20 protein-coding genes and 1 CRISPR repeat array are annotated in these 23,385 nt (G+C 68.9%); of the genes, 15 read left to right on the top strand and 5 right to left on the bottom strand.

The genetic code is table 11. The annotated features are described in order from the left end of the window. Both purL and cas3 read left to right on the top strand, forming a co-directional pair. Positions 1 to 2,709: phosphoribosylformylglycinamidine synthase (purL, locus tag PKA16_RS13260; protein WP_324403832.1), on the top strand; the 2,709-nt coding region annotated here is incomplete at its 5' end. A 35-nt stretch (positions 2,710 to 2,744) separates the two neighbouring features. Beyond that, positions 2,745 to 5,408, top strand: a complete 2,664-nt coding sequence (gene cas3 / locus PKA16_RS13255) for a CRISPR-associated helicase Cas3' (protein ID WP_324403829.1) — start codon at positions 2,745 to 2,747, stop codon at positions 5,406 to 5,408. A gap of 4 nt (positions 5,409 to 5,412) precedes the next feature. Here the strand turns inward: cas3 and PKA16_RS13250 are convergent, their stop codons facing one another. The 3 genes from PKA16_RS13250 to PKA16_RS13240 all read right to left on the bottom strand — a co-directional run bounded on the left by PKA16_RS13250 (position 5,413) and on the right by PKA16_RS13240 (position 6,478). Then, a complete protein-coding gene (locus PKA16_RS13250; RefSeq protein ID WP_324403827.1) occupies positions 5,413 to 5,781 on the bottom strand; it encodes a DUF86 domain-containing protein in 369 nt (122 codons plus the stop codon). Beyond that, the gene (locus PKA16_RS13245) at positions 5,778 to 6,068 is read right to left on the bottom strand and encodes a nucleotidyltransferase family protein (protein ID WP_324403825.1); all 291 of its coding nucleotides are present in this window, start codon (positions 6,066 to 6,068) and stop codon (positions 5,778 to 5,780) included. Before PKA16_RS13245 ends, PKA16_RS13250 begins: the two co-directional genes overlap by 4 nt. A 194-nt stretch (positions 6,069 to 6,262) precedes the next feature. Next, positions 6,263 to 6,478 carry a hypothetical protein gene (locus tag PKA16_RS13240; RefSeq protein WP_324403824.1) on the bottom strand — a complete coding sequence of 72 codons (216 nt, stop codon included), beginning with the start codon at positions 6,476 to 6,478 and terminating at the stop codon, positions 6,263 to 6,265. A 120-nt stretch (positions 6,479 to 6,598) separates the two neighbouring features. On the opposite strand from PKA16_RS13240, the gene PKA16_RS13235 reads away from it, so the two are divergent. The 7 genes from PKA16_RS13235 to cas2e are packed head-to-tail and all read left to right on the top strand — an operon-like array spanning position 6,599 to position 12,308. Next, on the top strand, positions 6,599 to 7,876 hold the full coding sequence (locus PKA16_RS13235) for a type I-E CRISPR-associated protein Cse1/CasA (RefSeq protein WP_324403822.1): 1,278 nt from the start codon (positions 6,599 to 6,601) through the stop codon (positions 7,874 to 7,876). Beyond that, positions 7,821 to 8,414, top strand: a complete 594-nt coding sequence (locus PKA16_RS13230) for a type I-E CRISPR-associated protein Cse2/CasB (protein ID WP_324403820.1) — start codon at positions 7,821 to 7,823, stop codon at positions 8,412 to 8,414. Before PKA16_RS13235 ends, PKA16_RS13230 begins: the two co-directional genes overlap by 56 nt. Positions 8,415 to 8,456: 42 nt before the next feature. Further along, positions 8,457 to 9,641, top strand: a complete 1,185-nt coding sequence (gene cas7e / locus PKA16_RS13225; protein ID WP_324403817.1) for a type I-E CRISPR-associated protein Cas7/Cse4/CasC — start codon at positions 8,457 to 8,459, stop codon at positions 9,639 to 9,641. Between the two features lies 1 nt (position 9,642). After that, complete coding sequence (cas5e, locus tag PKA16_RS13220; RefSeq protein ID WP_324403816.1) at positions 9,643 to 10,389, top strand: type I-E CRISPR-associated protein Cas5/CasD; 747 nt, start codon at positions 9,643 to 9,645, stop codon at positions 10,387 to 10,389. Continuing rightward, on the top strand, positions 10,386 to 11,141 hold the full coding sequence (locus PKA16_RS13215) for a type I-E CRISPR-associated protein Cas6/Cse3/CasE (protein WP_324403814.1): 756 nt from the start codon (positions 10,386 to 10,388) through the stop codon (positions 11,139 to 11,141). The genes cas5e and PKA16_RS13215 overlap by 4 nt, the downstream gene beginning before the upstream one ends. Before the next feature lie 5 nt (positions 11,142 to 11,146). After that, a complete protein-coding gene (gene cas1e / locus PKA16_RS13210; RefSeq protein WP_324403813.1) occupies positions 11,147 to 12,040 on the top strand; it encodes a type I-E CRISPR-associated endonuclease Cas1e in 894 nt (297 codons plus the stop codon). Further along, entirely contained in the window at positions 12,012 to 12,308 is a 297-nt protein-coding gene (gene cas2e, locus PKA16_RS13205; protein ID WP_324403811.1) for a type I-E CRISPR-associated endoribonuclease Cas2e, read from the top strand. The genes cas1e and cas2e overlap by 29 nt, the downstream gene beginning before the upstream one ends. A 73-nt stretch (positions 12,309 to 12,381) precedes the next feature. Beyond that, positions 12,382 to 15,338: a CRISPR direct-repeat array (repeat unit 29 nt; unit sequence GGCTGCCCCGCGCGAGCGGGGATAGGCCC). Between the two features lie 77 nt (positions 15,339 to 15,415). On the opposite strand, the gene PKA16_RS13200 is transcribed toward cas2e, so the two are convergent. After that, the gene (locus PKA16_RS13200; RefSeq protein ID WP_324403809.1) at positions 15,416 to 16,330 is read right to left on the bottom strand and encodes a helix-turn-helix domain-containing protein; all 915 of its coding nucleotides are present in this window, start codon (positions 16,328 to 16,330) and stop codon (positions 15,416 to 15,418) included. 188 nt (positions 16,331 to 16,518) lie between these two features. Here PKA16_RS13200 and PKA16_RS13195 point away from each other — a divergent pair, with 188 nt between their 5' ends. Together PKA16_RS13195 and PKA16_RS13190 are read left to right on the top strand one after the other, a co-directional pair. After that, on the top strand, positions 16,519 to 16,878 hold the full coding sequence (locus PKA16_RS13195; protein ID WP_324403807.1) for a protocatechuate 4,5-dioxygenase subunit alpha: 360 nt from the start codon (positions 16,519 to 16,521) through the stop codon (positions 16,876 to 16,878). A gap of 2 nt (positions 16,879 to 16,880) precedes the next feature. Next, on the top strand, positions 16,881 to 17,732 hold the full coding sequence (locus tag PKA16_RS13190; RefSeq protein WP_324403806.1) for a class III extradiol dioxygenase family protein: 852 nt from the start codon (positions 16,881 to 16,883) through the stop codon (positions 17,730 to 17,732). A gap of 355 nt (positions 17,733 to 18,087) precedes the next feature. Here the strand turns inward: PKA16_RS13190 and PKA16_RS13185 are convergent, their stop codons facing one another. Continuing rightward, positions 18,088 to 19,065: an NADPH:quinone oxidoreductase family protein gene (locus PKA16_RS13185; RefSeq protein WP_324403804.1), complete on the bottom strand. Its 978-nt coding sequence runs from the start codon at positions 19,063 to 19,065 to the stop codon at positions 18,088 to 18,090. Positions 19,066 to 19,209: 144 nt separating this feature from the next. Between PKA16_RS13185 and surE the strand changes: the two genes are divergently transcribed. The 4 genes from surE (at position 19,210) to rlmD (ending at position 23,266) form a co-directional block, all read left to right on the top strand. Then, the gene (surE, locus tag PKA16_RS13180) at positions 19,210 to 19,983 is read left to right on the top strand and encodes a 5'/3'-nucleotidase SurE (RefSeq protein ID WP_324403834.1); all 774 of its coding nucleotides are present in this window, start codon (positions 19,210 to 19,212) and stop codon (positions 19,981 to 19,983) included. Then, entirely contained in the window at positions 19,983 to 20,768 is a 786-nt protein-coding gene (locus PKA16_RS13175; RefSeq protein WP_324403802.1) for a protein-L-isoaspartate(D-aspartate) O-methyltransferase, read from the top strand. The genes surE and PKA16_RS13175 overlap by 1 nt, the downstream gene beginning before the upstream one ends. Before the next feature lie 22 nt (positions 20,769 to 20,790). After that, complete coding sequence (locus PKA16_RS13170) at positions 20,791 to 21,672, top strand: peptidoglycan DD-metalloendopeptidase family protein (RefSeq protein ID WP_324403800.1); 882 nt, start codon at positions 20,791 to 20,793, stop codon at positions 21,670 to 21,672. A gap of 160 nt (positions 21,673 to 21,832) precedes the next feature. Further along, a complete protein-coding gene (gene rlmD / locus PKA16_RS13165; RefSeq protein ID WP_324403798.1) occupies positions 21,833 to 23,266 on the top strand; it encodes a 23S rRNA (uracil(1939)-C(5))-methyltransferase RlmD in 1,434 nt (477 codons plus the stop codon). Positions 23,267 to 23,385 lie beyond the last annotated feature (119 nt).

The raw sequence follows: 23,385 nt of genomic DNA, 5'->3' as shown, positions 1-23,385 counted from the left end.
GGCAGCCTGCTGATCCAGCTCGGCGGCCCGGGCATGCGCATCGGCATGGGCGGCGGCGCGGCCTCGTCGCTGGCCAGCGGCGCCAACGCCGCCGAGCTCGATTACGACTCGGTGCAGCGTGGCAACCCCGAGATGCAGCGGCGCGCGCACGAGGTGATTGCCGCCTGCCAGGCGCTGGGCGCGGATAATCCGATCCTGGCCATCCACGACGTCGGCGCCGGCGGCCTGTCCAACGCCTTCCCGGAGCTGGTGCACGACGCCGGCCGCGGCGCGCGCTTCGACCTGCGCGCCGTGCCGCTCGAGGAAAGCGGCCTGGCGCCGAAGGAAATCTGGTGCAACGAGAGCCAGGAGCGCTACGTGCTGGCGATTGCGCCGGCGTCGTTGCCGCTGTTCGAGCAGCTCTGCGCGCGCGAACGCTGCCCGTTCGCCGTGGTGGGCGAGGCCACCGACGCACGCGAGCTCGAGGTGCTCGATGCCAGCGCCGGCGCCGCCGACCAGCCGGTGCGGATGCCGATGGACGTGCTGCTCGGCAAGCCGCCGCGCATGCAGCGCGACGTGACCACCGTCCGGCGCGCGTTCACGCCGCTGCAGCTCGACGACGTGACGCTGCAGGACGCGGTGATCCAGGTGCTGGGTCATCCGACGGTGGCGAGCAAGCGCTTTCTCGTCACCATCGGCGATCGCACGGTGGGCGGCCTCACCCACCGCGACCAGATGGTCGGCCCCTGGCAGCTGCCGGTGGCCGACTGCGCGGTCACCCTGGCGGATTACCAGGGCTTTGCCGGCGAGGCCATGAGCATGGGCGAGCGCACGCCGCTGGCCGCGCTCGACGCGCCGGCTTCCGGTCGCATGGCGGTGGCGGAAAGCATCACCAACCTGCTGGCGGCGCCGATCGAGCTGGCACGCGTCAAGCTCAGTGCCAACTGGATGGCCGCCTGCGGCGAACCCGGCGAGGACGCCGACCTGTACGCCACCGTGCGTGCGGTCGCGCGCGAGCTGTGCCCGCAGCTCGGCATCTCGATTCCGGTCGGCAAGGACAGCCTGTCGATGCGCACGCAATGGAGCGACGAGGCCGGCGCCGCACGCAAGGTGGTGTCGCCGGTCAGCCTGATCGCCAGTGCCTTTGCGCGAGTCGAGGATGTGCGCGGCACGCTCACGCCCCAGCTCGACCGCAACGAGTCGGACAGCACGCTGATCCTCGTCGATCTCGGCCAGGGCCACCAGCGCCTGGCCGGCAGCGTGCTGGCGCAGGTGTTCGGGCAAAGCGGCTGCCCGGTGCGCGACGGCGTGCCCGACCTGGAGGATCCGCGGAACCTGAAGGCCCTGGTCGCCGCCGTCAACCAGCTGCGCGCCGAAGGCCGGCTGCTGGCCTACCACGACCGCAGCGACGGCGGCCTGCTGGCCTGCGTGGCCGAGATGGCCTTTGCCGGCCAGGTCGGCGTGGCGCTCAACATCGACCTGCTGATCAACGAGGGCGACGGCATCAGCGACAGCCGCATGGAGTCCTACGAAGGCAAGGACTGGGCCAGGCAGGTCAGTGGTCGGCGGCACATTGCCACGCTCAAGGCCCTGTTTGCCGAGGAGCTCGGTGTCGTGCTGCAGGTGCGCACCGCCGAACGCGACGCCGCCATGGCCGTGCTGCGCGCGCACGGCCTGGTGCGCCACAGCCATGTGATCGGCAAGACGCGCCCGCAGGCCGCGCCTCTGGACCAGGGCAAGGGCGAGCTGACCGTCTGGCGTGACGGCGCGCAGGTGTTCGGGGCCAGCCTGCAGGACCTGCAGCAGGTCTGGGACAGCGTGAGCTGGAAGATCGCGCGCGAGCGCGACAACCCCGACTGCGCCGATGCCGAGCACGCCGCCGCCGGCCAGCCGGATGACCCGGGCCTGGCGGTGGCGCCCAGCTTCGACGCGGCCGAGGACGTGGCCGCGCCGTATCTCAAGCTGGCACGCCCGCGCGTGGCGGTGCTGCGCGAGCAGGGCGTCAATTCCCACGTCGAGATGGCCTACGCCTTCAGCGCTGCCGGCTTCGACGCCTTCGACGTGCACATGACCGACCTGCAGGCCGGCCGCGCGCGCCTGGCGGACTTCCAGGGCCTGGTCGTGTGCGGCGGCTTCAGCTATGGCGACACGCTGGGCGCGGGCGTCGGCTGGGCGCGCTCGATCCTGTTCAGCGCGCCGCTGTCCGAACGGTTCCAGGCCTTCTTCGCGCGCCCCGACAGCTTTGCGCTGGGGGTCTGCAACGGCTGCCAGATGTTTGCCGAACTGGCGACCATCATCCCGGGCGCCGAGCACTGGCCGCGCTTCACCACCAACCTGAGCCAGCGCTTCGAGGCGCGGCTGGCGCTGGTCGAGGTGCTCGATTCGCCCAGCATCTTCCTCGCCGGCATGGCCGGCAGCCGGCTGCCGATCGCAGTCTCGCACGGCGAGGGCCATGCCGACTTCAGCCGCCGTGGCGACCCGGCCCGGGTGATCGCCGCCCTGCGCTTTGTCGACCACCACGGCGCGCCGACCGAGCACTACCCGTTCAACCCCAACGGCAGCCCGGGCGGCCTGACGGCAGTGACCACCGCCGACGGCCGCTTCACCGCCATGATGCCGCACCCCGAGCGGGTGTTTCGCAACATCCAGATGAGCTGGACAGACGGCGACCGCAGCGCCTTCAGCCCCTGGATGCGCATCTGGCGCAACGCGCGGCGCTGGGTGGGCTGATCTTTGTCTTGGGCTGGGGCGGCGCAGCGACGCTTATGCAGATTTTTCCCTGGGGCAAGCTTCGACGCACATCGGATCATCCGCAAACGCACGGCTTGATCGACCACATGACGGATGTGGCCGCTGTCGTCCATCAGTTCCTTGGCCTGTCGGTTCCGGCGCGTGCGTTCAGTCTGGCAGCGGGTCGCGATCTCATCGAGGCTGATCGTGCACGCTTGGCGGTCTTGGCCTTTCTGCACGACATCGGCAAGGCCAACACGGGCTTCCAGGGGCGCTACTGGAATGACGGGCAACCGCGCCCACCGGGCTGGAACATGCCGCCATGCGGCCACGGTCCACAGGGTTGGGGCCTTTTCGAGTCGACCCAAGCTGCGAGTTGGCCCAATGCCATCCTTGCGGGACTGCCGCTGGATGCCATGGGTGACTGGGGTGATGCCTGCCTGGACCTGCTGCACGCCAGCATCAGCCATCATGGCCGCCCGGTCAAGAACGAAGGCAGCGCTGCCCTCTGGAAACCCGTGCAACACGCGGGCCAGGTCCTCTACGATCCCGCGCGGGCGGTGTGCCTCATGGGCCAGGCAATTCAGGCGCAGTACCCGGCGGCCTTCGAGCGGGGCGCGCCCGAACTGCCCGACACCCCGGCATTTGCCCATCTGTTTGCCGGCTTGGTGCAACTGGCCGACTGGCTGGGCTCGGATACGCGCTCTGGATTCTTTCCCTACAGCCAAGCAGGAGAGATTCGCGCCCAGACGGCTCCGGCCCGTGCGCAACGAGCGCTGGCCGCGATCGGATTGGACGTGGGCGATCCTTGCACGCGCCAGCAATCGACCTGTGTCGACTTCGCGCAGACGTTCGAGGTGCCTGCTGCCCGCCCCATGCAAGCCGCCATGGCGAGCGATGGCATGGGCTCCGTCGTGGTGCTCGAAGCCGAAACGGGCAGCGGCAAGACGGAAGCAGCCCTGTGGCGTTTTCTGCACTTGTGGCGCGCGGGGCAGGTCGATGCGCTGTATTTCGCCCTGCCGACCCGGGTAGCGGCCACGCAGTTGTACAAGCGGGTGCAGCAATTTGCGCTGCGAACCTGGAAGACTGAGCCACCTGTCGTCGTGCGCGCCTTGCCGGGCGATGTCGCTGCCGATGGCCAGGGCTATCAACCACTGCCCGGCTTTCAGGTGCTGTGGCACGACGAGCCTGGAGACGACGAGGCCGATCGCCGCTGGGCGGCCGAATCGCCCAAACGCTTCCTGGCTGCTCCGATTGCCGTTGGCACGGTCGATCAGGCGCTGCTCGGCGCGCTGCAGGTCAAGCACGCCCACCTGCGCCATGCGCTGCTCTCGCGCAGCCTGCTGGTGATCGACGAAGTGCATGCGTCCGACGCCTACATGACGCGCCTGACAGAGCATTTGCTGCGCGCCCATGTCGCCTGCGGCGGCCAGGCCCTGCTGTTGTCGGCCACGCTCGGGGCGGTCGCGCGCACGCGCTATCTCGCCATCGGCCAGCGCAGCTTGCCTGCGCCGCCCACGCTGGTCCAAGCCCAGGCCGTCGCTTATCCCGCCATCAGCCACAACGCGGCAGACAGGTCTCGGATACAAGCGGTGGAAGGCAACCCGCGCCAGAAGATCGTCCATTGGCACACGCTGGACTGCATCGACGAGCCCGAACGCATCGCTGGGCTGGCGGTGGATGCTGCAGCCAGGGATGCACGCGTATTGATTGTCCGCAATACCGTCCCCGCCGCAATTACCACGCTGCAGGCGGTGGAAGCGGTCGCGGCAGCGCAGGCCGTCGACTGCCTGTTCCGGGTGAAAGGCATCAGCACCTTGCACCACAGCCGCTTCAGCCGTCAGGACCGGCCCTTGCTCGACGCACAGGTGCAGGCGCAGGTCGGCAAGCAGCGCAGCCCTCGGCCGGATGGCGTGGGCCTGGTCGTCGTGGGCACGCAAACGCTGGAGCAAAGCCTGGACATCGACGCCGATCTGCTGATCACCGACCTGTGCCCGATGGATGTGCTGCTGCAGCGCCTGGGTCGCCTGCACCGCCATGCGCGCGAGCAGCGGCCCAGTGGTTGCGAAGAGGCACGCGCCTGGGTTCTGACGCCGCCCGGCCATGACCTCGGGCCCCTGCTGCAGCGCCAGCGCCACGGCCTGGGACCGATCCGCCTGAAGAACCAACCCATGGCGGGCGTCTACCTCGATTTGCGCACGCTAGAGGCGACACGCCGCCTGATCGTCGCCGCACCGACGCGCAGCATTCCTGCTGACAACCGCGTGCTGGTGGAACAGGCGACGCACGGCGAAGCGCTGGATGCCATTGCGCAGGAGATGGGCGAAGAGTGGCTGCGATTCGGCCAGGAAGTGGATGGGCTGCGCAACGCCACGGGCACCCTGGCCAACCTGCATGCGCTCGGCTTTGACCAGCCCTTCGGCACGCTCTTCCCCGCGGACGAAGGCAGCATTGGCAGCCGGCTGGGCGCAGCCGACCGGTTGCTCACGTTTCACGAGCCTTTGCCAATGGGTCCATTTGGCGAGCCGGTCCAGCAACTCGCGCTGCGCCACCATCAGGTATCACCGGGCCTGCCACCCGATGTGCAGCCCGACGATATCCAGCCGTTGCAGGAAAGCGAAGGCGCGGGTTTCAGCTTTCGCTTCGGCGATGCGCGCTATCGTTATTGCCGCTTCGGCATCGAACGGCTGCGCTCTTGAACGCTCAGCGCTGGGCCTCGTCGTCAGCGGGTGGGTGCAATGCAGACAGTTGTTGCAGCAATTGCGGCAAGGCCGTCTGCACGGTCTCCCACACCACATCCAGGTTGATGTCGAAATACCCGTGGGCGATGCGGTTGCGCATGCCGCGCATGCTGCGCCAGGGCACTTCAGGATGTGCCTGCGCGAACGCAGGGTAGCCCTCCATGACCCTCGTGGCAGCCTCGCCGACGATGATGAGGCTCATGATCACGGCTTGCTGCGTGCGCCTGTCCTGCCGGAAATCCACCAGCGCCATGCCTTGCACGAAGGCGCGGGCATCGCTGGTCGCCTGCCGCATATGGTCGAGGTAGTCGGCCAGACGGTTTTCGTTCATACCGGCCGTGCTTCTGCAAGCACCTGGGCGCGGAACCTGGGCGGCAGGTCCGCAGGAGTCAATACATCGACATGGACGCCGAGCAGGCTTTCCAACTCGTCCTTCAACCCGCCCAGGTCGAACAACGTGGCGCCGGGCAGGGCATCGACCAATAGATCGAGATCACTGCCCTCGCTGTCGGTACCGTGCAGCACCGAGCCGAAGACGCGCGGGTTCGCCGCGCGAAAGCGCCTGGTCACCTCTCGCACGGCCCTGCGCTGGAGGTCGAGCACGATGGACGGTCGCATGAGGCATCCCCATATTCTGTGAGTCGCACAAGGTGCCTGCGCGCATTGGCAGGGTTGCAAGGCACCGGGCAGGCGTTCGATCCATGTGATTTTGCCGCGGATCGCGACCGTCTGACGCAAGTTCAAGAACGGCGCGCTTCAAGCGGCTAAGCTCAAGCCCGTTGACAACGAGCGGGAGGAGCGGCGTGCCACCATCAGACTACCTGGCCGAGGTGTCTTTCAACCTGCTGTGCGAGCCCCTGATCGGTTGGCGCGACGCAGCGCAAGGCGCAGCGCATCAGAGCACGCTGCCAGAACTGCTGGCCGCCCTGGCTGCCGATACGGTGCGTGACTTTCCCCGGCTGCGCGCGCACCAGCGCCACCCCTGGCACGCCTTCCTGGTGCAACTGGCCGCCATCGCCCTGCACCACGCGGGGCAGGCCCAGCCCTGGCATACCACCGAAGAATGGCGCGCAGCCCTGCGAGCGCTGACCCCCGATGACCCGGACGATGGACCGTGGTGCCTGGTGGCACCGCCGGGAAGGCCGGCCTTGCTGCAAGCGCCGGTGCCGGGCGAAAACCCGGCTACCTGGAACAACCTGCTGTGCGCCGCCGATGCGCTGGACATGTTGGTCACGTCCAAGAACCACGATCTCAAGGCGGGCCGTGCCCGCGGGGCGCAGGCCGACGACTGGCTGTTTGCGCTGCTGAGCCTGCAAACGCAGGAGGGATTCCTGGGCGCTGGCAACTACGGCATTTCACGCATGAACGGCGGCTTCGCCAGCCGCCCAGGCGTGGGTGTGGCGGCCGTGGGGCATTGGGGGCAGCGCTGGCAGTCCGACATCGCCAGCCTGCTGGCCCAGCGCGAACGCATGGCCAACACCTTCGGCCTGGCGCCTGCAGATGGCCATGCCTTGCTGTGGTTGCTGCCCTGGTCGGGTACGGATGCCCTGGCGCTGGAATCCCTCGATCCACTTTACATCGAGATCTGCCGTCGTGTGCGGCTCACGGCACCCATGGGGAAGATCCAGGCCCACACCACGGGCAGCAAGGTGGCGCGCATTGCCGCCAAGGACAGCAATGGCGTCACCGGCGATGCCTGGACGCCGATAGAGACGGCCAAGGGCAAGGCTTTGACCGTCTCACGTAACGGCTTTGACTACAAGCTGATGAACGAATTGCTCACGGGTGACGTTTATACCCAGGGCGCCGCCTGGCGGCTTGGCGGCTGGTCGCAGGAAACCACGCTGCAGGTCATCGCCCAGGTCACCGTGCGCGGCCAGGGCAAGACGGAGGGTTACCACGAGCGACGCGTTCCAATTTCACCCAAGCTGCGCCTGCGCTTGATGGGTGCGCAACGCCCGCTGCTGGCCGCCCAGGCAAAGAAACGCGTCCAGGCCATTGCAGACATGCGCAAGCTGCTGTGGAGTTCCTTGGTCTTGTTGTTCGCCAACGGCGAAAGCGACCATGGCGACGAAACCGTCAGCAACCGCGCCAGCCGCTTTGCCCAACCCTTCGAGCAGCAAGAAGATGCGCGGTTTTTTGACGATCTGACCCAGCAAGCCGAAGCCGAGGTCGAGCAGCAGGAAACCGTGTACCTGCAATGGCTGCTCGGCCTGGCCGACCGTGCCGAGGCCGTGCTGCTGCAGGCCTTCGATGCCGGCCCGCGCAGCGGCATGCAGCGCTACAAGGCGCGCTCTGCAGCGCTGGCGCGCTTTCACGGCGGTCTGCGCGGCGGCAAGAAACCACCGTTTCTCGAACTGGTGGCCTACTTTGCCGAGCAGCGCGTCGCGCGTATACCAGTCGCAGAAGGAGCAACCCATGACTGAATCCGCCGGCCCGGACGGCCTGCCCGCAACGCGCAATCCTTACGTTGCGCTCGCTGCCCATATTCAAAGGCTCGAAAAAGCCGACCTGGGCGACAAGGCCGCGCTGGCCCGTCTGAGCCCCGATCAGCCGCTGCGGCCGAACGAAATCGCTGCGCTTTCGCGCGCCTTGCTGGCGGCCGGCCTGGAACCGGACAACTGGCGCCCCGCCACCTGGCAGCGCTGGGCGCTGATTGCGCACGGCATTGCCCTGGCAGGTCACGACGGCAAGGGTCGGCTGGGTGTGCAACTGGCGCGGGCAGGCGTGGCCGAGTCGCGCGTGACCAAGCTCCTCACGGCGCGCGGCGACGCTTTCACCCAACTGCTGCCGAGCGTGCTGCGCCTGCTGGCGAGCAAAGGCGTGGCGCCCAACTGGCATGAGCTGGGCCCGCTGGTGCTCAAGCAGGACAGTGAGCGCGAAGACCTGCAGGACACCGAGCAGATCCGCCTGCGCATCGCTGGTGCCTATTTTTCGCAGCAGGCCAGAACCGCCGCTGCCTGACTGCCCAAGCCCATCACCCCCTTTGCCCAGGAGATCCCACCCATGACCTTGCCCCGCTTTCTGCAAATTCACACCCTGCACAACTACCCGGCCGCGCTGCTCAACCGCGACGATGCCGGGCTGGCCAAGCGCCTGCCCTATGGGGATGCCATTCGCACCCGCATTTCCTCGCAATGTCTCAAACGCCATTGGCGCGTGGCGGACGATGCCTTTGCGCTGAAAAATCTGGACGTGCCCATGGCCGTGCGCTCGCGCGAGACGCCGCGCCTCATCAAGGAGCGGTTGATGGAGGCGGGCGTGGCCGAGCCGCTGGCGCAAATCGCCGTGGAGGGGCTGCGCGCCGCCGGCTTGCTGGACAAGGCCAAGGACCTCAAGGGCAAGGATGCGCTGGAAACCGGCCAGGCCGTGCTGCTCGGTTATGCCGAGATCGAATACCTGGTGCAGCGCTGTGCGGCCTTGGCCGGTGAGCACAATGAGGAAAAAGAACTCAAGGCGGCCATTGCGGCCTTCTTGAAAGAAGAAAAGAAGAATATCGAAGCCCTGCGCCTGGGCAGCGGGCTGGAATCGGCACTGTTTGGCCGCATGGTCACGTCGGACGTGCTGGCCAGCCGCGATGCCGCCGTTTACGTCGCGCATGCCTTCACCGTGCACGAGGCGCAGGTGGAAAACGACTACTTCACCGTGGTCGATGACCTGCTGCGCGAGGCAGGAGAAGCGGGTTCAGCCGGCATCTTCGACACCGAACTGGCCAGCGGTCTGTACTACGGCTACCTGGTCGTGGATGTGCCGCAACTGGTGGCCAACCTCGAAGGCGTGCACATCAAGGATTGGGCGCGGATCGACGCCGAGCAGCGCGCTCTGGCAGGCCGCGTGGTGCAAAGCCTGCTGCACCTGGTGGCCACCGTCAGCCCCGGAGCCAAGCGGGGCTCCACCGCGCCGTTTGAATGGGCCAAGTTCATGTTGGTCGAAGCCGGCGATTGGCAGCCGCGCAGCCTGGCAGGCGCTTTCCAGAACGCGTTGGCGCTGCGCCAGCCGGCACTGCGTCAGGCAGCGGTGGAGCGCCTGACCGATGAAATGGCGCGCATGGACGCCGCCTACGGCGCGCCACTGGCCAGGCGCTACCTGGCCGTGGACGACGTGACCGTGCCCGGCGCGCAGCGCCTGCCCCTGCAGGCGCTGGCTGAATGGGCGCAGGCTGCCGTGGTGCAGGCCCGCGTGGAGGTGTAAGGTGCCGCGATTTCTGGTCATCCGCCTGGCCTCGCCCTTGATCGCTTTTGGCGGCGAGACCATCGACAACCTGGGCGTGATCCGCGATTTCCCGGCGCTGTCCATGCTCACCGGCCTGGTGGCCAACGCCCTGGGCTGGGATCGCAGCGAAGCCGGGCGTCACAACCGCCTGCAGCAGCGCCTGCAGATGGGCTGCGTGCTGGCACCTGGCGGGCAGCGTGTGCAGGACTATCAAACGGCCAAGCTTTATGAGGACGATGCTGGCTGGACCACTTGGGGGGAAAGGGAGGGGCGCGAAAAAAGCCCTTCTTACACAGCAGATGCAAATGGTCGCAAAGCCCTCACGCTACAGCGCTACCGCGACTACCACGGCGATCTGTGCGCCTGGGTGGCCTTGACGCTGCAGTCCGCCGAAGAAGCGCCCACGCTCGACGACGTCGCCGCCGCACTGGACAGACCTGCACGGCCGCTGTTCATCGGTCGCAAACCCTGCCTGCCGGTCGGTCGTCTGGTGGCGGGATGGCAAACCGCTGTCGATGTGCGCAGCGCGCTGCAGACCATCGTTACCGAGCAACGTCCAGGCCAGGACGCCACCGGCTGGCGCGCCCAGTGGCCGGACGGCCAGGGCGTGCAACCTGGTGACCGGCTGCTCGACATTTGCGACGAGCGCAACTGGGACAGCGGTGTGCACGGCGGCTGGCGTCCGGTGCGCCAGGGTCTGCTGTGTCCCGTGGAGAGCGAGACATGAGCGCCGCATCGTTGTACCTGCTGCACACCCAGCCCGACCAGCGCCTGCTGTCCACATGGATGGTGCGTCACCGCACGGGCGATCTGGGCGACGCCCTGCATGGCCTGCTGCGCGCTGCCTTTGGGGCGCAGGCCCCGCAGCCCTTTCGCTACCTGGACGAGCGCCGGGGCCTGCTGGCCTATACCCACCTGGACGCACAGGCCATGGCTACCCAGGTCGCCTTGGCCGACCCGCTGGCCGCGCAAACCCTGGGCCTGGCGGCATGCAGCAACCACGGTGGCTACCGCCTGCGCCCCTTCCCAACGCAATGGCCGCAGGACAAGGAACTGGGCTTTGAGGTACGGGTGCGTCCCACCGTGCGCAGCGGCCAGAAAGAGCAGGACGCATTCCTGCACGCCGTCGCCCTGGCCGGTGGTGCGGACGGCGCCCCTGTCGATCGGCAGGCCGTCTATGCCCAGTGGCTGCGCGAGCATCTGGCAGTCCGTGAAGGCGCACCACGCCAGCCCTGGCAAGGGGCCGTGCAATTGTTGGACATGCAACTGAGCGCCTTTGCGCGCAACCGCGCCATGCGCCGCACCCAACCCGCGGGCGACAGCACCCGCAAAGGCCATGCCATCGAGGGGCCGGACGCCATCCTCTCGGGCCGCCTGCGTGTGACCGACCCGACGGCCTTTTCCCACCTGCTGGCGCGCGGCGTGGGGCGCCACCGGGCCTACGGTTTTGGCATGTTGCTGCTGCAGCGCGCGGACTGACATCCATGCTCAAGGGCCGTCTGGGGCTGGAAAAGGCCCGCATCCCCCACGCCGACCGCCACGGCCTGTTGTGGCTGTCGCGCGGGGAGCTGTGCGTGGTCGACGGCTGCCTGCACTTTCTGCGTGGCAAGGACAGCCTGACGCCGGGTATCGACCAGATTCCGCACCAGGCCGTCTCCATGATCCTGCTCGGGCCGGGCAGCAGTGTCACGCACGATGCGCTGCGCCTGCTGGCGCGCCACGGCACGCTGCTGGCCGCCGTGGGCGAAGACGGCGTGCGCAGCTACACCGCGCCGCCCTTGCTGCCTGACCGATCTGATGTCGCCCGCCGCCAGGCCGAACTGTGGGGCAACCCCAGGCGGCGCATCAGCGTGGCGCGCCACATGTACGCGCTGCGTCTGGGCGAAGTCCTGCCGCACCGGGACCTGGATACCCTGCGTGGCATCGAAGGCGCGCGGGTAAAGAACATGTACCGCCTGCTGGCGCAGAAGCACGGCATCGACTGGGAAGGGCGCCACTACGACCGCGCCAACCCCAACGCTACCGATCTTCCCAACCAGGCGATCAGTCACGCCGCTACCGCCGTGCAGGCTGCCGCCGCCATCGCCGTCCAGGCCGTGGCCGCGCTGCCACCGCTGGGCTTCATCCATGAGGACTCGGGGCAGTCCTTCGTGCTCGATATTGCAGACTTGTATCGCGAGACCGTCACGCTGCACGTTGCATTTACGGCCGTCAAGCAAGCCGAGAGGTCCGACGACACCATCGACCGTCTGGTGCGGCGCGAAGCGGCCACGGTGTTTCGCAAGCAGCAGGTGATTGCTGCCATGATCGACAGCATTCAGCGGATCCTGCGCATGGACGAGGTAGGGCATGGCACTGGTGATGATCGTGATTCGTGACATGCCCGAGCGTTTCCACGGCTTCCTGTCGTCGGTGATGTTGGAGGTCGCGCCCAACGTGTTCGTCTCGCCTCGCATGAGCCCGGCAGTGCGTGAGCGGGTGTGGGAGGTGTTCGTCAAGTGGTATCGCGACCTGCCGCAAGGCAGCGCGGTGATGGTGTGGCGGGACTCGAATGCAACGGGCGGAGTGGGTATCGCCAATCTCGGGAATCCACCACGCGAACTGTTCGAAGCCGATGGCATGTGGTTGGTTCGCCGCCGCGCCTGATGGTTGGAAGCTCCTTAAAATTTCGAAGTCATTCCCAGGTTTTCTCTTGCACCGCAATGGGTTAGGTGCAAGAGGCTGCCCCGCGCGAGCGGGGATAGGCCGTCAATCGCCTTGGTTTCAAGCTGCGATTCCTCGGCTGCCCCGCGCGAGCGGGGATAGGCCCTCCGAACCCGGCGCCGGGACTTCGATCCACTGGGCTGCCCCGCGCGAGCGGGGATAGGCCCCCGGCACCTATGCCGGCACCTTCGCGCTCCAGGGCTGCCCCGCGCGAGCGGGGATAGGCCCCCCATCACGGAAATGATCGGCGAGGTCAATCTGGCTGCCCCGCGCGAGCGGGGATAGGCCCTGATGGGCGTGCTCCTCCTGCCACAGGTCCTGGGCTGCCCCGCGCGAGCGGGGATAGGCCCTGCGGAATCGGCAACGGAGGTGCGGCGGTGGCGGCTGCCCCGCGCGAGCGGGGATAGGCCCTGCTCGATGTCGTCTTCGGCGTCTTTGATCAGGGCTGCCCCGCGCGAGCGGGGATAGGCCGCAGCCCCATGGATGATCAACGAGTAGTCCCGAGGCTGCCCCGCGCGAGCGGGGATAGGCCCGACCAGATCACGCTGGCGCAGACCACGGTCAGGGCTGCCCCGCGCGAGCGGGGATAGGCCCTCGGCCCACATCTGCTCGTCGCGCGCCGCCCAGGCTGCCCCGCGCGAGCGGGGATAGGCCCTAAAGCGCTTTAGAAGGTGGCGCCCGCGTGGCGGCTGCCCCGCGCGAGCGGGGATAGGCCCACCGTCGACAAGCGGGTCGACGCCGCGCGCCGGGCTGCCCCGCGCGAGCGGGGATAGGCCCGGTCGGGTCGCGCTCGGTCACACCACCACCTCGGCTGCCCCGCGCGAGCGGGGATAGGCCCACGACACGCTGGCCGGCCCCGCCGCGCGCAGCGGCTGCCCCGCGCGAGCGGGGATAGGCCCGTCACGGCGGACACCGATGGCGCGATCAACGGGGCTGCCCCGCGCGAGCGGGGATAGGCCCCAAGGCGCGGCTCATCGGTGGACATGGGCCAGGGCTGCCCCGCGCGAGCGGGGATAGGCCCGATCTCTATCACGCCATCATTGGTTTGCCTGAGGCTGCCCCGCGCGAGCGGGGATAGGCCCTCGTAGAGAGCCGAATGCAGGCCGTAGGTGTGGGCTGCCCCGCGCGAGCGGGGATAGGCCCCGGTAGTCGCGCTCGGTCAGGCGCTGCGTCGTGGCTGCCCCGCGCGAGCGGGGATAGGCCCTGGCGCCACGGATGCGACGGCGCGGCGTAGGCGGCTGCCCCGCGCGAGCGGGGATAGGCCCCGCGCCACGATAGCCGGCGTAAACCTTGCGAAGGCTGCCCCGCGCGAGCGGGGATAGGCCCCGGCGCGCGATGCTAGGGTACGTTTCACCGCCGGCTGCCCCGCGCGAGCGGGGATAGGCCCCAATGCGCCCAGGTCATCACGCACCCGCCTTTGGCTGCCCCGCGCGAGCGGGGATAGGCCCGACTTGACCCGCACCCCCCGGTCCATGAAGTGGGCTGCCCCGCGCGAGCGGGGATAGGCCCCCGATTGTCTCCATGTTGAGCGAGGTCAATCTGGCTGCCCCGCGCGAGCGGGGATAGGCCCGTCTCGCCTACATCCGCACCAGACTGGCAACCGGCTGCCCCGCGCGAGCGGGGATAGGCCCTACACCCCGACACGCTATACGTAGCAAAGAGAGGCTGCCCCGCGCGAGCGGGGATAGGCCCGCGCCGAAGCCTGGCACCTATACGGGAACGTTGGCTGCCCCGCGCGAGCGGGGATAGGCCCCCCTGACGTCACCCGGTCAGGACACAAAAAGAGGCTGCCCCGCGCGAGCGGGGATAGGCCCCAAACGCCTGCTCCCATTCTTGCGGAGAGAGGGGCTGCCCCGCGCGAGCGGGGATAGGCCCCAGCAGTGTCTATCTGGATCATGGCTCGCCTCGGCTGCCCCGCGCGAGCGGGGATAGGCCCGTCGCCGCGTGAAGCCTCGATCTCAGCAAGCAGGCTGCCCCGCGCGAGCGGGGATAGGCCCGACTTCTTGCTGATGCTCTGCGCCTCCTCGATGGCTGCCCCGCGCGAGCGGGGATAGGCCCGGGTCCAACACGATCCCACCCGGCGGACAGCCGGCTGCCCCGCGCGAGCGGGGATAGGCCCGGGTCCAACACGATCCCACCCGGCGGACAGCCGGCTGCCCCGCGCGAGCGGGGATAGGCCCCAGTGGGCCGGCGTGGCCGATGGACTGCGCGCGGCTGCCCCGCGCGAGCGGGGATAGGCCCCTGACGCATCCGCCAGGCTGGCCCGCAGCTGCGGCTGCCCCGCGCGAGCGGGGATAGGCCCCAGCTTCTCGACGCGCAGCCGCGTGGTGCGCGGGCTGCCCCGCGCGAGCGGGGATAGGCCCAAAGAGGAAATCGTCATGAAGATTCAGGTAATGGCTGCCCCGCGCGAGCGGGGATAGGCCCGATGCCATGACACGCGCCAGCCGACGTAGCCGGGCTGCCCCGCGCGAGCGGGGATAGGCCCGCGTAAGGCTTGCCCGTCTTCGACGAGATACCGGCTGCCCCGCGCGAGCGGGGATAGGCCCCGGGGATGGAAAGAGACGGAGCGGGGAAGGTGGGCTGCCCCGCGCGAGCGGGGATAGGCCCATGCCGTTCCGGATGCTGAAGTCCACCATCGTGGCTGCCCCGCGCGAGCGGGGATAGGCCCACCGTGCGACGGCGCCATCGGAAGCGTCGGACGGCTGCCCCGCGCGAGCGGGGATAGGCCCGTGGCAGCGCGGGAAGCCCCTGTGCCTGAAGCGGCTGCCCCGCGCGAGCGGGGATAGGCACCAGCCGACGCGCCGGGCATCTCCGCTGATGCGGGCTGCCCCGCGCGAGCGGGGATAGGCCTGCTGCACCCGCTGGTCAATGACACGCGAGAAAGGCTGCCCCGCGCGAGCGGGGATAGGCCCGTGAAGTTCGCCTTCAAGAAGATTCCCGGCACGGCTGCCCCGCGCGAGCGGGATACCACCATCCCGTGTGTGTGGTGTGCTTCGAAGGCGTCAACAACTCGCAGGACGAACTATCGGTGGTGCGTGTATCGCATCAGGCTATGGAGTTCTGTGAAGCAGCCCGCGCCGGAAGTCCCGGGGCGCCAGGCCGGTCATGCGCTTGAAGAAGCGCGTGAAGTACGCCGCGTCGGCAAAGCCCAGCGTGTCGGCGATCAGGGCGATGCTGCGCGGGGTGTAGATCAGCTCGCGCCGGGCCTGCAGCAGCAGGCGCTCGTGGATCAGCTGCAGCGCCGACTTGCCGGTGAGGGCCTGCACGACGCTGTTCAGGTGCGCCGGCGTGATGCCGATGCGCCGGGCATACCAGGCGACCTGGTGCTGTTCGCTGAAATGCGCCTCGATCAGCTGGCCGTAGCGCGCCAGGTGGCGGCTGCCCGGGTCCTGCGCGGCTTCGGGTGCGGCGGGGCGCAGGCGGCGCTCGCCCCAGACCAGGATCACCGCCAGCAGCGACTCCAGCAGCGGACCGCGCTGCGGGCTGTGCAGCTGGCGGTACTCCTGGTCGAGCCGGTGGAGGGTCCAGGCGACGTACCGATCCTCGGGTCGCTCCCCCAGCGGCAGCACCGCCGGGGCCACGTGCGCGCCCAGCGCCAGGCCGAAGCGCTCGCCCAGCGGGTGCAGCAGCGCCTGCGTCAGCGTCAGGATGTGGCCGGCCGAGCCGGGCTGGAAGACGAACTCGTGCACCACGCGCTGCGGCACGACGACGATGTGGCCGGGCCCGAGCACGTGCTCGGCGCCGTCGAGCCGCACCGTGACCTGGCCGGATTCGAGGTGCAGCAGCTGCAGCAGGTCGACGTGCTGGTGCGGTGCCACGTGCCAGTTGTGCAGCTTCTCCTGCGCGGCGATGGTCTCGCAGAACAGCGGGTCGGGGGCGGTCCAGACGTTGCCGTAGCCGTACAGCTTGTAGATCGGGATCGCGGTGTGGTCGCGCGCGGGTGGCGCGGGAATCAGGGTTGCCATGGTGAAGACGGGTGTTCCCCTCGATGCCGCCCGCCCGGAGCGCCGCATCCAGGCGCGGCCACCCACGAAATGTACCTTTTTAAGACACAAAAGGCCATTCCAACCGCCTGCGTTCAGGCGGACCATTGGCTTGTCGTTTCACGACGTGCCGCCCAGGCGGCACAGGTTCCACTTCCAGGAGGCATTCCATGACCCAGGCCACTCTTGAGCGGCGCCGGCAGATCGAAGGCACCAAGGTCTTCGACGGCAGCCTGGCCCGCATCGGCTACAACCTCAATCGCATGTGCTACAGCTTCAACTCGGCCGAGTGCCGCGCGGCCTTCCAGCACGACGAGGAGGCTTACATGACGCGCTACAACCTGTCCGAGGCGCAGAAGGAGGCGGTGCGCAGCAAGAACGTGCTGCGCATGATCGACGCCGGCGGCCACCCCTACTACCTGGCCAAGCTGGCCGGCATCTACGGCCTGGACATGCAGGACATCGGCGCCCAGCAGACCGGCGTCAGCAAGCAGGAATTCAAGGACAGACTCGCCTGCGCAGGAGCATGACCATGGCACGCATCATCGGCAGCATCAGCACCTCCCACGTCCCAGCCATCGGCGGCGCGCTGGCGCGCAACAAGCAGCAGGACCCGTACTGGAAGCCGTTCTTCGACGGCTACGGCAAGGCGCAGGAATGGCTGGCGCGCGAGCGTCCCGACGTCGTCGTGATCATCCACAACGACCACGGCCTCAACTTCTTCCTCGACAAGATGCCGACCTTCGCCGTCGGCGCCGCCGAGACCTACCGCAACGCCGACGAGGGCTGGGGCATTCCGGCGCTGCCGGCGGCGCGCGGCAGCGTCGACCTGTCATGGCACATCATCGAGAGCCTGATCGGCGACGAGTTCGACCTGACCACCTGCCAGGAAGCGCTGATCGACCACGCGGTCTCGTTGCCGCTGGCGCTGCTGTGGCCCGATGGCCTGAGGAGCGGCGAATGGCCGGTGGAGATCGTGCCGGTGTGCATCAACACCGTGCTGGCGCCGTACCCGTCGGCCGCGCGCTGCTACCGCATGGGCCAGGCGCTGCGCAAGGCGATCGAGTCCTGGGACGCCGACAAGAAAGTGCTGATCATCGGCAGCGGCGGCCTGTCGCACCAGCTCGACGGCGAGCGTGCCGGCCACATCAACAAGGACTTCGACCTGAAGTTCATGGACAGCATGGTGAGCGATCCCAAGTGGGTGACGCGCTACTCGAACGAGGAGCTGGTCGACTTCACCGGCACCCAGGGCATCGAGCTGCTGATGTGGGTCGCTGCGCGCGGCGCGATCGACGACATGCCGGTGCGCAAGGTGCACTCCAACTACCACATCCCCATCTCCAACACCGCCACCGGCCTGCTGGTGCTGGAGCCAGCGTGAAGTGAAACCCCCTGTGGCGCTGCGCGCCACGAGATCGCCGCCAGAGGCCGCCGTTCTTCGGGCCGTCCAGACCTGCGCAGGCAGGTCTGGAGCCGCGGACCTCAGCCCCTGGAAGGGGACGCTCCCCGTCACCAGGGAGACCCCGGCCATGGGTGCCCCGGCCTGCTCCGCAGCCATCGCAGGTGCGGCGGGTCGTGCGTAGCGCGGTCGGGCAACTGCCGGATCTGGGCTGATGCCGACTTGCGTTCGAATGACGCATGGCAGATGACTTCGCGGCGCCTCAGTGGCAGCGGAGTCATTGCCCATGCCGGCATCAACCGGTGCCATTCGTCGCGGTTCCGAACGCGGGGCAGGGTCAGTCGTTCACCAGCACCAGCTTGCCCTGCACCTGGCGCGCGTCCATGCACGCGTAGGCGGTCTTGAGCTCGCGCATCGGCATCTGGCGGTCGATCGGCGGCTTGATCCTGCCCTGCGCATACCAGGCGGCCAGTTCCTGCATCATGGCGGCATTGGCAGCCGGCTCACGGCGCGCGAAGTCACCCCAGAACACCCCGACGATGCTGGCGCCCTTGACCAGCGCCAGATTGATCTTGATGGCCGGAATGTCGCCTGCCGCAAAGCCGATCACCAGGTGGCGCCCGCGCCAGGCGATCGAGCGGAACGCCGGCTCGGTGAAGGGGCCTCCGACCGGGTCGTAGATGACGTCGGGCCCCTGGCCGTCGGTCAATGCCTTCAGGCGCTCACGCAGGTCCTCGGTGCTGTAGTTGATGGTCGCGTCGGCTCCCTGGGCCTTGCAGAAGGCGCATTTCTCGTCGGTGGAGGCAGCGGCGATGACACGCGCGCCAGCGATCTTCGCGATCTGGATCGCCGCCGTGCCGACGCCGCCGGCGCCGCCCAGCACCAGCACGGTCTCGCCGGCCTTGAGCTGGCCGCGGTCCAGCAGGGCGTGGTGGCTGGTGGCGTAGATCATGATGAAGGCGGCGGCATCCACGGGCGGAAAACCCGGCGGCAGAGGCATGCACAGCTTGGCCGGCGCCAGCGCGTGGGTGGCAAATCCGCCGGTGCCCGACAGGCAGGCCACCGCCTGGCCGACCTTCAGGCCTGTCACGCCTTCGCCCAGCGCCTCGACCACGCCAGCGTACTCCGAGCCGGGAACGAACGGCAGCTCGGGCTTCATCTGGTACTTGTTCTGCACGATCAGCAGATCCGGGAAGTTCAGGCTGGCGGCCTGGATGCGGATGCGCACCTGGCCCTTGCCCGGCTCGGGCGTCGGCAGATCCTTCCAGGCCAGGGCGTCGACGCCGACGGGGTTCTCACAAAGCCAGGCGTGCATGCGGGCAATCTCCTTCAGGGGTGGTTTCGGTATGGCTCCTGGGGCCCGATGATAGGAGGCGGGCCCGAGGCACCCGGTCGCTCGGGCGACCGGGACATGGATTCGCGCCAGCCACCTACAATCCGTTTCAAATTGGCGGATATGATGAAGATCCTGCTCTCCAACGACGACGGCTTCCAGGCGCCCGGCATTGTGGCGCTGCATGCCGCGCTGTCCACGTTCGCGACGGTCGAGGTGATCGCGCCGGAGCACAACAACAGCGCCAAGTCCAACGCCCTGACCCTGCACGCGCCCCTTTACGTGCAGCGCGCGGGCAACGGCTTTCGCTACGTCAACGGCACGCCGGCCGATTGCGTGCACATCGCGCTCACCGGGTTGCTCGAGGAGCCCCCCGACCTGGTCGTGGCGGGCATCAACAACGGCGCCAACATGGGCGACGACACCGTGTACTCGGGCACCGTGGGCGCCGCCATGGAAGGCTACCTGTTCGGCATCCCGGCGATTGCCTTTTCCCAGGTCGAGAAGGGCTGGGGCCACCTCGATGCCGCCGCACAGGCGGCAGCCGACCTGGTGCGACGCGTCGGCACGGCCGCGCTCGACGGGCGCCGCGCGCCCTGGCTGCTCAACGTCAACATCCCGAACCGGCCGCAGGCCGAGTTGCGCCCGCCCAAGGTGTGCCGGCTCGGCCGCCGCCATGCGGCGCAGAAGGCGATCACCATGACCGATCCGCGCGGCGAGACCATGTACTGGATCGGCGGCGCCGGCACTGCGCTGGACGCCAGCGAAGGCACGGACTTCCACGCCACCGAGCATGGCCACCTGGCCGTCACGCCGCTGTCCATCGACCTCACCGACCACCACGCGCTGGCCTACTGGGCACAGGGCCTGGCGCACATGTTCGCGGGAGCGCACGGCTGATGGCCGGCCCGCCGCAGCGGCCGGGCTTTCCGGCACGCCTCGATCTCGGACCCGGCAACCGCGCGCCCGCGCGGCCGGCCGCGCCACCGCAGCCGGCTCCGGCGCCGCCCGCGGGCGCGGCCGGCGCGCGGGACCCGATCCCGGGGCGTGCGCGCATGGTGCAGCAGCTGCGGGCCGAAGGCATCCAGGACCCGGAGGTCCTGCGCGCCATGGGCAGCGTCGAGCGCCATCGCTTCGTCGACAGCGCGCTGGTGCCGCAGGCCTACGAGGACACGGCGCTGCCGATCGGGCTGGGCCAGACCATCTCCAAGCCGAGCGTGGTGGCGCGCATGGTCGAGCTGCTGGTGCAGGGCGGCCTGCGCGGGGCGGACGGACGGCTCGGCCGGGTACTCGACATCGGCACCGGCTGCGGCTACCAGGCGCTGGTGCTGGCGCAGCTGGCGAGCGAGGTCTACAGCATCGAGCGCCTGCGCCAGTTGCACGAGAAGGCGCGCGCCAATCTGCGGCCACTGCGCGTGCCCAACGTGCACCTGATCCTGGGCGACGGCATGGAAGGCTTCGCCCGGGGCGCACCCTACGCCGCCATCGTCTCCGCTGCCGGCGGCGAGGCCCTGCCCGATGCCTGGATCGACCAGCTTGCCTGGGGCGGGCGGATCGTGGCGCCGATCGCCCATGCCGCCGGCGGTGCCCAGGCGCTGATGGTGGTGGACAAGACACGCCAGGGGATTCGTCAGACCGTGCTCGAGACGGTTCAGTTCGTGCCCCTAAAATCGGGCATTGCCTAGGAATGGTTCAGGGAAAGGTTGTATGGATTTCACGGGTCGCAAGACTTGGATCGGGCTGGCCCTGGTGGCGGGCCTGCTGGCGGGGTGCTCGTCGACCTCGCTGACGCGCGCGCCGGTCGAGGAACGCAATGTGGACGCGGTCGCCGTCGCGACGGTCGACCCGAGCACGCTGCCCGGCTACGAGAACGCCGGCAAGCCCGGCTACTACACGGTGCGCCAGGGCGACACCATCATGCGCATCGCCACGGAAGTGAATTACCCGTGGCGCGACATCGCCGCCTGGAACAACCTGGAGAACCCGAACGTGATCGAGGTCGGGCAGGTGCTGCGCGTGGTGCCGCCAACCGCGGCCGGCACCGGGGTCACCACGCCCCTTACGGCGGGAGTCGAAGTGCCCAGGGCCGCGGAGCCGGCGGCGGCCGGCGCGACCAGGCCGGCAATCCCGGTGGCCACCCAGACCACGCCCGAGGTGGCGGCGGCGCCCGCCGCCGCGCCGGCACCCGCGCCATTGCCCCCGCCGCCCTCGGCGGGCGCCGATGATGTCAAGTTCATCTGGCCCGCGCGGGGCGCGGTGATCGCCGGCTTCAACGAATCCACCAACAAGGGAGTCGGCATCGCCGGCAAGGCCGGCGATCCGGTGGTGGCAGCGGCCGACGGCCGTGTCGTCTATGCCGGGGCCGGCCTGCGCGGCTATGGCAACCTGGTGATCCTCAAGCATAACGATACCTTCCTGACTGCCTACGCGCACAACCAGAAGCTGCTGGTGAAGGAAGACCAGACCGTCAAGAAGGGCGATCGCATCGCCGAGATGGGGTCGACCGACGCCGATCGTGTCAAGCTCCACTTCGAGATCCGCCGTTCCGGCAAGCCGGTCGATCCGCTGCGCTACCTGCCGGCGCGCTGAAGTTGCGGGCCCGGGACCGGAGCGTGCCGCGGCACCGGCCTGCGCGCGGGCGTTTCCCGCGGATCGCGGACGCGCCGGCGCACCGGCAACATGCTGCAGGATTGCCACGACCGACCGGGCGAACGGTGTCGTCCTTGTTCCCATCGCTTGATTGCAGGCCATGAATTCCAAGCTCACTGCTCGCGCGCCGTCGCCCGTTGACTGGCTGCAGATCGAGTCGCTGGATCTGGAGGCCCAGGGCATCGCCCATCGGGCCGATGGCAAGGTCGTGTTTGTCGAGGGCGCGCTGCCCGGCGAGACTGTGCGCGCCAGCGTCTACCGGCGCAAGAACAACTGGGAAGCGGCGACGCTGGCCGAACTGGGGCGCGAGAGCAGCCTGCGCGTGACGCCGCGCTGCCCGCACTTCGGCCTGCACCCGGGTGCCTGTGGCGGTTGCAAGATGCAGCACCTGGACGCCGGTGCGCAGGTGGCGATCAAGCAGCGCGCGCTGGAAGACCAGCTCTGGCACCTGGGCAAGGTGCGGCCCGGACGCATCCTGCGCGCCATCGAGGGCCCCGCCTGGGGCTACCGCTGGCGTGCCCGCCTGTCGGTGCGCCACGTGGTGAAGAAGGGCGAGGTGCTGGTCGGCTTCCACGAACGCAAGAGCCGCTACGTGGCCGACATGCGCGAATGCCACGTGCTGCCGCCGCACGTCAGCGCGCTGCTGCTGCCCCTGCGCAAGCTGATCGCCGGCCTGGAGGCGCGCGACACCTGCCCGCAAATCGAACTGGCCTGTGGTGACGCGGCCACCGTGCTGGTGCTGCGCCACCTGCAGCCGCTGGGTGATGCGGACCGGCAGGAACTGCGCGCCTTTGCCGCCGAACATGGGATCCAGTGGTGGCTGCAACCGAGCGGCCCGGACAGCGCACATCCGCTCGAGCCGGACGGCCCCGAGTTGTCCTACACCTTGCCCGAATTCGACCTGGTGATGCCGTTCCGGCCCACTGACTTCACCCAGGTCAACCCGCACGTCAACCGCGTGCTGGTGGCGCGCGCGCTGCGCCTGCTGGCCGCGCGGCGCGACGAGCGCGTGATCGACTGGTTCTGCGGCCTGGGCAACTTCAGCCTGCCGATCGCGACCGAGGCGGGTACGGTGCTGGGCATCGAGGGCAGTGCGGCCCTGGTGGCACGCGCGCGCCGCAACTTCGAGGCCAACCGCGCGCGCAGCCGCATGGGCGCGGCCCTGGCGGACACGCAGTTCGTGGTGCGCGACCTGTTCCACATGGACCCCGTGCAACTGGTGCACGATGGCACGGCGCAACGCTGGCTGGTCGACCCGCCGCGCGAGGGCGCCTTTGCGCTGGTGAAGGCGCTGGCCGACATCCACCAGGCGCGCGCCGGCGGCTCCGATGGGCCAGCCTTGCCGGCGGGCGCCGCAGGGTGGCAACCTCCCGCGCGCATCGTCTACGTAAGCTGCAATCCGGCCACGCTGGCGCGCGATGCGGGGCTGCTGGTGCACCAGGCCGGCTACTGCTGCAGCGCCGCCGGCGTGGCCAACATGTTCCCGCACACTGCGCACGTCGAGAGCATCGCGGTATTCGATCGGCACGCCTGACACGAATGGCTGGGGCGCCCAGGCCTGCGGCGCAGCAGGGCGCGTCGCACACGCTATAATGCGCGGCTTGTTCCCCGATAGCTCAGTCGGTAGAGCGACGGACTGTTAATCCGCAGGTC

The sequence above is a fragment of the Ottowia sp. genome (assembly GCF_035325765.1).
Classification (GTDB): Bacteria; Pseudomonadota; Gammaproteobacteria; order Burkholderiales; family Burkholderiaceae_C; genus Ottowia.
The sequence above is the reverse complement of the archived record's forward strand: the minus strand, read 5'-3'. Positions and strand labels throughout refer to the sequence as shown.

Coding starts and splice junctions, on each gene's coding strand:
- PKA16_RS13215 (WP_324403814.1), top strand. CDS start 10,386: ATGAGCGCCGCATCGTTGTACCTGCTGCACACCCAGCCCGACCAGCGC.
- cas7e (WP_324403817.1), top strand. CDS start 8,457: ATGACCTTGCCCCGCTTTCTGCAAATTCACACCCTGCACAACTACCCG.
- PKA16_RS13190 (WP_324403806.1), top strand. CDS start 16,881: ATGGCACGCATCATCGGCAGCATCAGCACCTCCCACGTCCCAGCCATC.
- rlmD (WP_324403798.1), top strand. CDS start 21,833: ATGAATTCCAAGCTCACTGCTCGCGCGCCGTCGCCCGTTGACTGGCTG.
- cas3 (WP_324403829.1), top strand. CDS start 2,745: ATGCAGATTTTTCCCTGGGGCAAGCTTCGACGCACATCGGATCATCCG.
- PKA16_RS13200 (WP_324403809.1), bottom strand. CDS start 16,330: ATGGCAACCCTGATTCCCGCGCCACCCGCGCGCGACCACACCGCGATC.
- surE (WP_324403834.1), top strand. CDS start 19,210: ATGAAGATCCTGCTCTCCAACGACGACGGCTTCCAGGCGCCCGGCATT.
- PKA16_RS13185 (WP_324403804.1), bottom strand. CDS start 19,065: ATGCACGCCTGGCTTTGTGAGAACCCCGTCGGCGTCGACGCCCTGGCC.
- PKA16_RS13175 (WP_324403802.1), top strand. CDS start 19,983: ATGGCCGGCCCGCCGCAGCGGCCGGGCTTTCCGGCACGCCTCGATCTC.
- PKA16_RS13195 (WP_324403807.1), top strand. CDS start 16,519: ATGACCCAGGCCACTCTTGAGCGGCGCCGGCAGATCGAAGGCACCAAG.
- PKA16_RS13170 (WP_324403800.1), top strand. CDS start 20,791: ATGGATTTCACGGGTCGCAAGACTTGGATCGGGCTGGCCCTGGTGGCG.
- PKA16_RS13250 (WP_324403827.1), bottom strand. CDS start 5,781: ATGAACGAAAACCGTCTGGCCGACTACCTCGACCATATGCGGCAGGCG.
- PKA16_RS13245 (WP_324403825.1), bottom strand. CDS start 6,068: ATGCGACCGTCCATCGTGCTCGACCTCCAGCGCAGGGCCGTGCGAGAG.
- cas2e (WP_324403811.1), top strand. CDS start 12,012: ATGGCACTGGTGATGATCGTGATTCGTGACATGCCCGAGCGTTTCCAC.
- cas1e (WP_324403813.1), top strand. CDS start 11,147: ATGCTCAAGGGCCGTCTGGGGCTGGAAAAGGCCCGCATCCCCCACGCC.